The following is a 13219-nucleotide window of genomic DNA, read 5'->3' on the forward strand; positions in this document are numbered from 1 at the left end:
CTTTACCGAAACAACTGATGATAGGAGAGGTAAAAATGACTATAAGAATACTCCAGAGCACACAAAACGAGGTTGTGAGTATCAGAGAACAGCACACCGCTTCCCTTAATCTTTGAAAATTGCCTGCCCCGTAGTTATAGCCTGCCATAGGTTGGAGTCCTTTTACAAATCCGAAAACCACGTTTGTTCCCAATGTGACGATTTTCAGGACGATACCCACAGCCGCAACAGCCTCTGCCCCATATTTCACAGCGGCTTTCTGCAACAAACTGATGGAAAGGGTCTGGAGTAGTTGCAAAAAGAGCATAGAGATACCAATCTTAATGATGTCTGCGTATATTCTTATCGTGGGAGCGAACAAGGCAAGAGATACTTTTACCTCTGCTTTCGTAAGGAAACGGATGTAAATAGCTGTCGTGATGATTCTTGAAAAAATAGTTGCCCATGCAGCACCTTCCACACCCCAATTGAAAGTGTAGATAAACAAGGGGTCTAATGCAACATTAACGATAGAGCCGATGATCATTGCCGACGCAGATGTCTTCGACGCACCTTGTGAAACAATGATATTGGACATGGACACATTCAATGTTCCTATGACACAACTGATGATAAAAAGCCTGCCGTAGGATTCTGCCAAACTTATCATCTCCTCGTTTGCTCCCATGAAAAGTAGGATGTCCGGCAGGAACGCATTGCACACAAAGGCAATGAGAGCTGCCAACATCACAGAGGTAATCACTGAGACGGAAGCGACCTGACTTGCCTTGACAACCTGTTTCGCTCCCAACAGACGGGATATATACACTCCGCCTCCGACACCGAACATCAGTCCTATCCCAAGAAATAACAACGATATAGGGAAAACAACCGATACAGCGGCGACAGGAAGAGTTCCAAGACGTGCAACCCAAAAAGTATCTACCACATTGTATATTGCCATAATCAGCATTGCGATGACAATAGGTATCCCCAACTTTGTCAGGGCTTTCATCATACTTCCGTCTCGCAAAATATTCACAGCGTTGTTCATCCTTATAATCCGTATCTTTTTAAGTGAATAAAGTTCGCTGCAAAGGTACGGTGGGATACAAGCTGTCACAATAGACGGACAATGGTAATGATAGCACTATTCGTGGTAAGTCCTTCTGAAGAGCGTGGGAGAAACGCCTGCAACCTTGGTAAACAGCCGTGTGAAGTAGGAGTAATCGTTAAAGCCTAAACTATGTGCAATCTCTTTGATGGAATCTGTAGTATAGACCAATTGACGTTTAGCCAACAAAATAATCTCGTTTTGGATATGGTGGCTCACACTTGTCCCCAGAACAGAATTTACAGCTTCATTCAGATAGGCAACGGTAATGTTCAGCCGCCCGGCATAGAATGATGGCGAACGTTTGCTTCGGATATTGCTTTCCAACAAATCCCGAAATTCCCATACTATTTCCTTGTGTCTGGTCACTGTCCCCTGCAATTTGGATTGAGCTATCGTTGCATTTACAATGTTCTCCACGACTAACCCTACAATGACGGTGGTCAGTCGCTGAACGACTGCTTTGGCAGATGGATTTTTCATGCCACTCAGTTTGCAGTCAAGAAGTGATAATAATAGTTTCTGTTCCGATATGTCGGATAGTTGTATTTGAGGGCGACCGTATCTCTCAAGCGTTCGTTTTTCCTCCTTATCCACCAATACCGAGTCGATAACCAGAAATTTTGCAGAAAGATTGGAAGCGTCGATGATACGATGCACCTGCCCGGGTAGAATGATAGCCAGACTTCCTTTCTCGAAAGTGTATTCCTCGAAATCAATATTCAGACAGCATTGCCCACCCTCTATGAAGCCAAAGAAATAATAATCGTCGGTATGAGAAAAGGCGTATCTGTCTGAAGATGCCGATGTCCGAGAGATGACAGTCTTCAAATAGACTCCGAAATCTGAGAGTTGTGAACTTCTATGGATGGGTAACCGAGACATATATCTTTCGGGTATTGTTTTTTGATTATCAGACCTACAAAGGTAATCATAATAATGCAGAATAATGAATTATAAAGTATCTTTTAACTCGAACTACACATCAATACGATTAAAAAGAGAACTGATAATATGGAGGTATGGCTCAAGAACCATACCTCTTTTTTGCCACTTCTATCCATATCGGCGCCACAAGTACGCAGTTATTTATAACCTATAACGCACACGGTTTCTTTGGTTTACTTTTGTCCGTGCACCGCTGTTGGTGTTATTAAATACATTGTAATATGGACGAAAAAATCAAAGACCAAGAAGTCCTTTTGGTGAAAGATTCCAAGGACGAGAATCTCAAAGCCGTCACAGGTACGGACGAGAAAGGCGGGCTGAGAACCGTTCCGCCCACCGCCGAGCATGAACAGAGTTTCCTGAAGTTCGACAAGCACAGCAATGCGCTGGAGAATTTCCTCTCCAACTTCATGCGTCAGTTCAAGCATCCCACACCGCTGAACTTCTTCAAAGTGCCTTTTGAGAGTGCCGTTGCCAGTGCACGTGTGCTCTCGGAGATGCTCAAAGCACCGGATGTCCCCTCCAATAAGGAGATGCTGGACTCCGCCCGTATCAATCCTTCGGACTATGCGGGAGAGCAGAAGCAGTCCTTCCAAGGCATTGACCCCGACAAGGTGAAGTGGGAGCAGTTCGAGCAGATGGGTGTAAGCCGTGAGAGTCTCGAAAAGGGCAAGCATCTTGATGACCTACTTCAATACCGCAAGACTCCACTTATTCCCATCGCAATCAAAATCGGAGAAGTCTCCCTTTACACCGATGCCCGTCTTTCTCTGAAAGCCTCCGGAGACGGTACATTTATCCCCGTTGTCCATGCCATCCGCAAGGAGCCGCAATTGGAGCGCGAGTTCTTCGGGCATACCTTCACCGACGAGGACAAGAAAGCCCTCAGAGAAACGGGCAATCTCGGTCGCACCGTGGAGCTGACCTTCCCCGGCAAAGAGGAGCCGACCCGCAGTTTCGTGAGTATTGACCGCCTGACGAACGACATCATCGCCCTGAGTGCCGACCGGGTACGCATCCCCGATGAAATCAAGGGTGTGAAGCTGAGCGATGAGCAGAAAAAGGAACTGTCAGAAGGCAAGAGTATCTATGTGGAGGGTATGATCTCCAAAACGGGAAAGCATTTCAATGCCAACCTTCAATTCAATGCCGACAAGCGGTCGATTGAATTTCGTTTCGGCTCTCTCAAACAGGAACAACATCAAAGACAAGCCCCCGAAGGGCAGGGACAGTCAGAGCAGAAAGAATTGCGTGTCCCCAAGAAGATGCTGGGACGTGACATCTCTCCCGAAGAGCAAGCGAAACTCAAAGCAGGTCAGACGGTCTATATGACCGGGCTTATCGACAAGAAGGGAGAGCCTTTCAATGCCTATGTGCGTCCGAACTTTGAGAAAAACAAGTTCGACTTCCTCAAATGGAACCCCGACAAGTCCCAAGCCAAAGAGATTACTCCCGACAATGCTTCCCGCACGCAGGTCGCTGTCAATTCCGAAGGCAAGACCAATGAGGCTACCAAGCATGTGAAGGAGCCGCTCAAGCAGGGACAAACAGAGCCTACCACGGGGCAGGAACAAAAGCAAGAAGAGAAAAAGCGTTCCAAGGGAATGAAAATGTAATCCGCCACCACTAATATCCAAAAAGTAAGAACAAATGAAAGTCATCATAGCAGAAAAACCGAGCGTAGCTCGTGAAATCGCCCGTGTCGTTCGGGCAACCAACAAGAAGAACGGTTATATTGAAGGAGGCGGCTATGCCGTCACTTGGGCACTGGGACATCTGATAACGGCAGCCATGCCCGAAGCCTACGGCATCAAGGGTTTCCACAAAGAGAACCTGCCGATTCTTCCTCCCGTCTTTACCCTTATTCCCCGTCAGATAAAGGAGGGCAAAGGTTATAAAACCGACGCTGGGGCAGTCGCCCAATTGAAAGTTATCGAAAAACTATTCCGAGCGTGCGAAGGCATTATCGTAGCCACCGATGCAGGAAGGGAAGGTGAGTTGATCTTCAGGTTCATATACGAGTATCTCGGCATTGCCAAACCTTTTGAGCGACTATGGATCAGTTCCTTGACGGACAAAGCCATCAAAGAGGGGCTTGCCCGTCTGCAGAACGGAGCGGCGTATGACAATCTCTATTATGCCGCCCGTGCCCGCAGCGAAGCCGACTGGTTAGTGGGCATCAATGCCACCCAAGCCATATCCATTGCAGCAGGACGAGGCACTTATTCATTGGGCAGGGTGCAGACTCCGACCCTCTGTATGGTCTGTTCCCGTTTCTTGGAGAACAAGAAGTTCGAGCCACAGCCATTCTGGCAACTCAGCCTTGCCGTAAAGGAAGGTGATGAGAGTTTCCGTTTCTCCTCCGCCGACCGCTGGTTCGATAAGGCAGAAGCCACCGCCCTGTATGATAAACTCAAACAGGCTCCTTATGCCACTGTAGAAACGATTGTGCGCAAGGAGACCAAGCAGGAACCACCGCTTCTGTATGATTTGACCACTTTACAGAAAGAAGCGAACAGCCGGTTCGGCTATTCGGCGGAACAGACCCTTTCCTTGGCGCAGAAACTCTATGAGAAGGCATACATCACCTATCCTCGCACGGGCAGCCGATATATTCCCGAAGATGTCTTTGCCGAAATACCTGCCCTGATAGCCTTTTTGCACGACCATCCCATCTGGGGTGTCCATGCCCGCCGACTGACCGAATTTAATGCGCATTCGGTGGACGGCAAGAAAGTGACCGACCACCACGCCCTGCTCATTACGGGCAAGAAGCCGATAGACATGTTCGGAGAGGAAGTAGCCATCTACGATATGATAGTCGGACGTATGCTCGAAGCCTTCTCGGCCCGTTGCGTGAAGGATGTCAGTACGGTTACTGCCGCCTGCGAGGATGTGAAGTTTATCCTCAAAGGTGAAATCATCAAGGAAGAGGGTTGGCGTGCCGTCCTCAAAAACAGCAGAAAAAAAGACAAGGAGCAGGCGGAAGCCGAAGAACGGAAAAGTCGGGAGAATGGAGAAGGCATCATCATCCCTCAATGGGAGGAAGGTAAGCAACTTCCGCTCTGTGCCTGTTCGCTGGCACAAGGAACGACCAAGCCCAAGCCCCTGCACACGGAAAGTTCGCTGTTGGCAGCGATGGAGACGGCGGGCAAAGAGTTGGAGGACGAAGAATTGCGTGCGCAGCTCAAGGATTGCGGTATCGGCACGCCCGCTACCCGTGCCGCCATCATCGAAACCCTCTTTGCACGCGAGTACATGGTGCGCCAAAAGAAGTCGCTCGTCCCTACTGAGAAAGGACTTGCCGTCTATTCCATCGTTAGGGAAATGAAAATCGGTAATGCCGAGATGACCGGACAGTGGGAAGCGGACTTGGCGAGAATCGAACGGGGAGAGTTGAAAGAGCAAGAGTTTCGCAAGGGCATCGAAAACTACGCCACACAGATTACCGACGAACTGCTCTCCTCCAAAATCCTCTTCCCCAAAAAACAGAGCGACATCCATTGCCCCAAATGCGGCAAAGGCTCACTGGTCTTCTATCCCCGATGTGCCAAATGCTCTGATGCCGATTGTGGGCTGACGCTTTTCCGCAGCGTGGCTGGCAAGAGCCTCACGGACGAGCAACTGACGCAGTTGGCGGTAAACGGAGAGACTGGCATCATCAAGGGCTTTACCTCCAAAACGGGCAAGAGCTTCGAGGCTTCTCTCTCCTTGGACGGAGAGTTCAAGACGGTCTTTGTCTTCCCCGAGCGTAAAAAACCGGGCAAATCCCGAAGGTAAATCCCCGTAATTTGCTAATTTTGCCACTGAATGATGCGGTCATAAACAATCCTGTTGTTTTTACTGCGGATTTTAGTGGTGGCACTCGGCGGGGACGTCGAGTGCCTTTGCATTATATACCCATTAAAATTACAGATATGACAGCCATTCATTTTTCATACTACGAGCTATCCCTGCTCTCTTTTCTTCGGGAAAGCCATCCCGAAAAAGCCGATGACATTCCTTTTATCAAGGAACGTGCGGCAGCCGCTTCCGAAGCCTATGCCGAAGCCTTCGATACCGGTCTTCCCATAGCCGAATGTATCGGCATCGCCAATAAGACGCTCTATGCGGGTTTGCACTTTTCCCACCATGATACCATCTCCTCTGTTCTTTGGAACGAGTTCTCTGCTGAAGTGCCGCTTGAAGCTGTCAGGGAGACCGCCATCCGCCTGCGCCCGCTCTTAGAAAGCATCTTCGCCAAGTATTCGATTTCAGACGAGTTCGCCTATATGCCCGAATACAACTCCCTCTATACGGAGATTACGGGGTTTGTTCAACTAAAACTCGAAGAAGATGGCAAGTTATAACAAGAAGGAGCATCTAAAGGCGAACATAGAAGCCATCAAGACCATTTTTGCCCTGCATCGGGAACAGCGCACAGCGACACCCGAAGAGCGTACGATATTGGAAGCCTATACGGGCTTCGGCGCATTGAAGTGTATCCTCTCTCCTGCCAACACGATGGAGGACATCGCCCGATGGAACAAGTCGGAGTTGGAGCTATTCCCCTTGGTGATGGAACTGCATCGCACCATTCGGGATAACACCACCTCCGAATCGCAATACAAGAGCTATATGCAGAGCCTGAAGAACTCCGTGATGACCGCTTTCTATACTCCTGCGCCCGTAGTACGGGATATTGCCGCTTCCTTACGGGAGGCAGGCATCGTCCCCCAACGCATCCTTGACCCTTCAGCGGGAATGGGCGAGTTCATCCGCTCTTTTGACGGCATTGCAGCCGAAGGGCATACTACCTTCGGTTTTGAGAAAGACATTCTCACGGGACAGATGCTCTCCGCTCTGCATCCCGAAGACAAGATACGCATCCGGGGCTTCGAGGAAATCGAATCCAAGTTCGGAGGTTATTTCGATGTGGTCAGCAGCAACATTCCTTTCGGAGATGTGGCCGTCTTCGACCCTGTTTTCAGCAAGACGGACGAGCCCGCCCGAAAGGTCGCCCGCATGTCCCTGCACAATTACTTCTTCGTCAAGGGGGTGGATATGCTCCGTGAAGGCGGTGTGTTGGCATTCATCACCTCGCAAGGTGTTATGAACGCCCCGACGAACGAGCCTGTAAGGGAGTGGCTGATGAACCATACCCGCCTTGTTTCAGCAGTCCGTCTGCCGAACAATCTCTTTACAGAAAATGCGGGAACGGAAGTGGGCAGTGACCTTATCGTCCTGCAAAAGCAGAGTGGGAAAAAGGAACTGACCGAAGAAGAGCAGCGTTTCATCAAGAGCGAGAAACGCCCCAGCGGAGTACTGTTCAACACCTATCTGCGGAGTATGTCACAAATCGTACATACCGAATGGAAGCAGGACACCGACCCTTACGGCAAGCCCGCCATCCTGTTCCATCACGAGGGTGGAGCGGAAGGCATCGCCACCGATATGGGAAAAATCCTGCGGGCGGATTTAGCCAAACGCTTGGATATGGCGTTGTACCAGAAGCACATCTTCATTCAGGAGCAGCCCAAAGTTCCCGTTTCCGCTTCTCCCGAAGTCAAGCAGGAAGAGCCAACGCTTACACCAGCCGCTTCGACAGAGGAACAACCACACCAAAAAGTAGTGCAACCGAGAGAGGAACAGCCTGTAGAACACCCTCGAAGCAGTGTCACACCACAGGTACAATTGCTCGACCTTTTCGGCAATGTTATCCCGGAAGAAAAGCCCAAACGTAAAGCTGCCACAAAACAGAAGCCTGTCGCTTCACCTCCCCCATTTTCCGAGGTTTCACAAAGCGATGAGACGGCACACGGACTGGAAGACACGAACGAGCTGTGGTGGCAGCAGGACAAGGAGAAAGGGATGCAGCAGCGTTCCTATGAGGGAGTATGGCACGAACATCTCAAAGAGGGGTCTTTGCTGGCTTCGGACTTTCAGGTCGGAATGCTTGTCCGTGATATGGAGGACAACCGCATGTTCCAGCCCATAGACCTCCCGTCCCAAGAACGACAGAAAATGTTGCTCTACATAGACCTGCGGGATGCCTACCACGCCCTCTATGATTATGAAGCGGAACGCAAGGTGGCGAATGAATCCCTGCGACAGAACCTCAATGAACTGTACGACCGTTTCGTGCGGCAGTACGGACATTTGAACGACCGCAAGAACCACGAGCAGATCCTGATGGATGCCGGTGGCAGGGAAATCCTCTTCTTGGAACGGAAGGTGGATAAAGAAACGCTCAAAGCCGATATTTTCCATCAGCCCGTTTCCTTCAGCCTGCACGAAGTGACAGAGGTGGGCAATGCCCAAGAGGCGCTCTCGGCTTCACTCAATAAATTCGGAGCGGTGGACACCGAGTATATGCTCTCTTTGCTTCCCGAAAGTTCCGAAGAGGAGATGCTCTCCGAATTGCACGGCAGGATTTACTACAATCCCTTGGAGGGAGAGTATGAAATTGCCGAGAAATTCATATCGGGCAATGTGGTCGCCGCATCGGAGCGTATCGAACAATACCTTTTGGAGCATCCGGAAGACACAAGGGCGCAAGCCTCCTTGCAGGCGCTGAAAGATGCCATCCCCGAACCGATACCTTTCGTGGACTTGGATTTCAACTTCGGGGAGCGATGGATTCCCGTAAATCTCTACTCAGACTATGCCTCGCACCTCTTCGACACGGAAGTGACGGTACGCTACAATTCAAGTGCGGACGAATACTCCGTGGAGGCACGGATGCACAATGCCAATATCTGGGACAGGTTCTGTGTACGGGGGCAACATCGTCGCTACGACGGCATTGCCCTGATGGAGCACGCCTTGCTGAATACAACGCCCGACATCACCAAGAAAATCATGGTCGGCGACAAGGAGGTCAAGGTTCGGGATACCGAAGCCATACAGATGGCAAACGCTAAAATCGACGAGATCCGAAACGGCTTCACCGATTGGCTGAACGAGCAGAGCGATGAGTTCAAGGAGCGATTGGAAAAACTCTACAACAATACCTTTAACTGTTTTGTGCGTCCTCAGTATGATGGTTCCCATCAGACATTCCCTGACCTCAATCTGAAAGGCTTGGGCATCGAGAGTTTGTACGGCAGCCAAAAAGATGCCGTTTGGATGCTTAAACTCAACGGGGGAGGTATCTGCGATCATCAGGTGGGAGCAGGAAAGACGCTTATCATGTGTACCGCAGCTTATGAGATGAAGCGGCTCGGCTTGGCAAACAAGCCGATGATACTCGCTCTCAAAGCCAACGTGCAGGAGATAGCACAGACCTTCCAAACGGCTTACCCGAATGCGAAACTGCTCTATCCGGGCAAGAACGACTTCACGCCCGACAAGCGACAACGGATTTTCCACGACATCAAGAACAACAACTGGGACTGCATTGTCCTCACGCACGACCAGTTCGGCATGATACCGCAGTCGGACGAGATACAGCAGAAAATCCTTCAGGACGAGCTGGACAGCGTGGAAGAGAACTTGGAGGTTTTGCGTCAGCAGGGACGCAGCATCTCCCGTGCGATGGAGAAAGGGCTTGTCAAGCGGCAGATGAATTTACAGGCGAAGCTGGATGAAATCAAGTTCAAGATAGAGAACCGCAAGGACGATATAGTGGATTTCAAGACAATGGGTATAGACCACCTTTTCGTGGACGAGTCGCATACGTTCAAAAATCTGATGTTCAACACCCGCCACGACCGTGTGGCAGGGTTGGGTAACAGCGAGGGCAGCCAAAGAGCCTTGAATATGCTCTTTGCCATACGAACCATTCAGGAAAGGACGGGGAAAGACTTGGGAGCAACCTTCCTTTCGGGGACGACCATATCGAACTCACTTACGGAGTTGTACCTGCTGTTCAAGTATTTGCGTCCCCAAGCCCTCGAAGCACAGAACATCAAGACCTTTGACGCGTGGGCTGCCATCTTCGCCAAGAAGTCGGTGGACTATGAGTTCTCCGTCACCAACGAAATCGTGCAGAAAGAGCGTTTCCGCTATTTTATCAAAGTGCCGGAGTTGGCAGCGTTCTACGCTCAAATCACTGATTACCGGACAGCGCAGGACATCGGCATCGACCGACCGGAGAAACGGGAGATTATGCACAACATACCGCCCACACCCGAACAGGAGGAGTTTATCGCCAAGTTGGTGGAGTTTGCCAAGACGGGTAATGCGGAATTGCTCGGCCGCGCACCGCTCTCCGAACGGGAGGAGAAAGCCAAGATGCTCATTGCCACAGATATGGCGAGGAAGATGAGCTTGGATTTGAGGCTCATCGACCCGAACAGGTACGGAGATCATGTGGACAACAAGGCTTCCCACTGTGCCGCCAAGATTGCGGAGTACTACCGCAAGTTCAATGAGCAGAAAGGAACGCAGTTTGTGTTCAGTGACCTCGGCACATACAAGCCGGGCGAGTGGAATCCCTACAGCGAAATCAAACGCAAATTGGTGGAAGACCACGGCATTCCCGCTCAGGAGATACGCTTCATTCAGGAAGCCAAGACCGACAAGGCTCGAAAGACGCTCATTGCAGGGATGAATGAAGGCTCAATCCGTGTATTGTTCGGTTCCACTTCTATGCTCGGCACGGGCGTGAATGCCCAGAAGCGTGCCGTTGCCATCCATCATTTGGACACACCGTGGCGTCCTTCCGACTTGGAGCAGAGGGACGGAAGAGCCGTGCGTAAGGGGAACGAGGTCGCCAAATTTCATGCGGACAATAAGGTGGATGTCATCATCTACGCCGTGGAGAAGTCGCTTGACAGCTATAAATTCAACTTGTTGCACAACAAGCAACTCTTCATCGAACAGCTTAAAAACAACCGTATGGGTAGCCGTACCATTGATGAGGGAAGTATGGACGAGAAGTCGGGAATGAACTTTTCCGAATATGTCGCCATCCTCTCGGGCAATACCGACTTGCTGGAAAAGGCAAAATTGGAAAAGAAGATTGCCGGCTTGGACAGCGAACGGCAGGCGTTCATACGCAGTAAATCATCCTCCCGAAGCCGATTGGACGAAGTTATGAGAACGGTGGACGGAAACAAGGAATTGATAGCCCGTTTCCAAAGCGACTGGGACTTGTACCAAAGTCGTGTACAGAAGGATAAGGAGGGCAATATCCTCAACCCGATAACACTCAAAGGGGTGGAAGGAAGCGACCCGAAACGCATTGCCGCCAAGCTTGCGGAAATCAACGAGAAAGCCTGCACACGGGGAGAGTATTTCAATATCGGAACACTCTACGGATTTAATCTTGTGGTCAAGACGGAGTCCTCCTCCAAAGACCTTTTCGACCTTTCGCAGAACAAGTTCTTCGTTATGGGAGAAAGCGGAATGAAGTACAGTTACAACAATGGTAGGATTGCGGCAGACCCGCAACTCGCCAGTATGAATTTCCTGAACGCCTTGGAGAAGATACCCGGCTTGATTGAGAAGTTTAAGGCGGACACGGAAAAGATAGCCAAGGATATTCCTGTTTTGCAAGAGGTCGTGAACGGATCTTGGAAGAAGGAAGAGCAGCTCAAAGACCTCAAAACGGAACTTGCTGCCCTTGACCGAAAAATACAGCTCTCTCTAAAGCCCATTGAGCAGTCGGAGAGTACGCAAGAGGAAGTGGAAATGATGCAGGATGGCGAAAGAGCGAGGGAAGAAATGGAACGGTCACGTCCGATTGAGCCGACTGTCGCCGCCTCCTCCGTCAGCACCTCCGTGGCTCAAACCGACAGACCGTTGGAAAGCAATGGGCAGAGTAGCTCTGCTACACAGCCCGCAATGGACGGACTACCGCCGTCTCTGACAGAAAAGGTGTTTATCGTCAGACCGAAAATGTAATCTGTAATTCAAGCAGCAGCCCCCGACTTGTCATTACGACAAAACGGGAGCTTTGCTGTTGCGATCAATCCAAAATTACGTGTCTTTGGGCACTCTCTTCCTCTTGCGTTTGAGGTTCTCCGTAAAGTGGGTTTGCATAAAGGCAAGGATTTCCGATTCCAAATACCACGTCTTGTGGTAAACGATGTGGAAAGGAAGTGTACCCGATGCCCGATAACGTTGCAAGGTGCGCTTGCTGATTTGGAGCATCAGACAGACCTCTTGGTTATCCAGCAGCGGTTCTCCATCTATCATCGGGCGTTGGGGGATGTCGGGAGCCGTCTGTTTCAACTCATCAAAACGCTTCATGATGCGTTCCATCCATTCAAGGAAAGTCTCTCTATCCAATAGTTCCATCCTTTACCCTCCTGCTTTTAAGTTCGAAGTTATGCCGTAGCTCTTTCAGGTTCTGAGGATTGCAGTACAGGCTCTTGTTGCGTATCGCCTTCTCGATGTCATGCAGGTCGTAGTAGCAACGCCCATAAATCATCTTGTAGCTGATTCTGTCCGTACTGCGCATACGCTGAAGGGTACGCTTGCTGATACCGAGGATCTCGGCTAACTCATCGTTGGTAACAAGGCGGTTTTCGTACTCTATCTTTGCCTTTTCCTCTTTCTCTACATAACGGAGGATTTTCTCTATCTTGCCCATCAGTTCGTGGTAGGCTTTACTTTCGATTGTTATGACATCCATGACGCTTTGAATTTGATTATGCTGCAAAGTTCGGGAGTTAAAATCGTCCGGATTGTATGCTAAATATGTACTGAATAGAGATTTTTCTGTATGATTCCAAAAGCCATACGACAAAAGTATCCATATCGAAGCCACAAGTACGCAGTAAGGGAAAAGCTGCTTTTGAATACTTACTCCGTAAGTACATTTGCACAAAGTGTAATCTTAAAACGAACAGAAATATGGAAGTAATAACAATCGAGAAGAAAACGTATGAAGCCATGATGGAGTGTTTCCGCATTTTGACCGCCAAAGTCGATGCCCTGTGTCGGGAGTGTGACGAAAAGCGTATGGGCAGGTGGCTGGACAATCAGGATGTCTGTCAAATCCTGAACATCAGTTTGCGTACCCTGCAAACTTACCGCAGCAACCGGATGCTGCCCTATACGCAAATAGGGTATAAGATGTTCTACAAGCCGGAGGATGTCGGGAAACTGCTCGAACAATCCTCCGCTTTATGACCAATGAATAGTATCACCACTAAATCCGATGTAAAATATGGACAACGATGTAAAGACCAAGAACAACGAAGAGATTGCGCACTTTCTCAACGCGAGCGACCGCATGATAAAGGGAAT

The 13219-nt window shown here is 49.8% G+C and carries 9 protein-coding genes; 5 read left to right on the forward strand and 4 right to left on the reverse strand.

Going from position 1 to position 13219, the window contains the following annotated elements; translation table 11 throughout:
• A partial coding sequence (locus L888_RS0110705; RefSeq protein WP_027952891.1) for an MATE family efflux transporter occupies positions 1-1033 on the reverse strand: 1033 nt, incomplete at its 3' end.
• A 96-nt stretch (positions 1034-1129) separates the two neighbouring features.
• Positions 1130-1978, reverse strand: coding sequence for an AraC family transcriptional regulator (locus L888_RS0110710; RefSeq protein WP_027952892.1), 849 nt, complete (start codon positions 1976-1978; stop codon positions 1130-1132).
• 284 nt (positions 1979-2262) lie between these two features.
• On the opposite strand from L888_RS0110710, the gene L888_RS0110715 reads away from it, so the two are divergent.
• From L888_RS0110715 to L888_RS0110730, 4 genes are all read left to right on the forward strand, one after another.
• Entirely contained in the window at positions 2263-3657 is a 1395-nt protein-coding gene (locus tag L888_RS0110715; RefSeq protein WP_027952893.1) for a DUF3945 domain-containing protein, read from the forward strand.
• Between the two features lie 34 nt (positions 3658-3691).
• Positions 3692-5821 (forward strand): type IA DNA topoisomerase, encoded by a 2130-nt coding sequence (locus L888_RS0110720; protein ID WP_027952894.1) that lies wholly within the window; start codon positions 3692-3694, stop codon positions 5819-5821.
• Between the two features lie 137 nt (positions 5822-5958).
• Positions 5959-6390 carry a DUF1896 family protein gene (locus L888_RS0110725; protein ID WP_027952895.1) on the forward strand — a complete coding sequence of 144 codons (432 nt, stop codon included), beginning with the start codon at positions 5959-5961 and terminating at the stop codon, positions 6388-6390.
• A complete protein-coding gene (locus tag L888_RS0110730) occupies positions 6377-11869 on the forward strand; it encodes a helicase-related protein (RefSeq protein ID WP_027952896.1) in 5493 nt (1830 codons plus the stop codon). The genes L888_RS0110725 and L888_RS0110730 overlap by 14 nt, the downstream gene beginning before the upstream one ends.
• A 75-nt stretch (positions 11870-11944) precedes the next feature.
• Here the strand turns inward: L888_RS0110730 and L888_RS0110735 are convergent, their stop codons facing one another.
• A complete protein-coding gene (locus L888_RS0110735; protein WP_021672582.1) occupies positions 11945-12265 on the reverse strand; it encodes a helix-turn-helix domain-containing protein in 321 nt (106 codons plus the stop codon).
• Positions 12249-12602 (reverse strand): helix-turn-helix domain-containing protein, encoded by a 354-nt coding sequence (locus L888_RS0110740; protein WP_027952897.1) that lies wholly within the window; start codon positions 12600-12602, stop codon positions 12249-12251. Before L888_RS0110740 ends, L888_RS0110735 begins: the two co-directional genes overlap by 17 nt.
• A gap of 221 nt (positions 12603-12823) precedes the next feature.
• On the opposite strand from L888_RS0110740, the gene L888_RS0110745 reads away from it, so the two are divergent.
• Positions 12824-13102 carry a helix-turn-helix domain-containing protein gene (locus tag L888_RS0110745; protein WP_004585710.1) on the forward strand — a complete coding sequence of 93 codons (279 nt, stop codon included), beginning with the start codon at positions 12824-12826 and terminating at the stop codon, positions 13100-13102.
• The last annotated feature ends 117 nt before the right edge of the window (positions 13103-13219 follow it).

Source organism: Hallella seregens ATCC 51272, assembly GCF_000518545.1.
GTDB classification, from domain to species: domain Bacteria; phylum Bacteroidota; class Bacteroidia; order Bacteroidales; family Bacteroidaceae; genus Prevotella; species Prevotella seregens.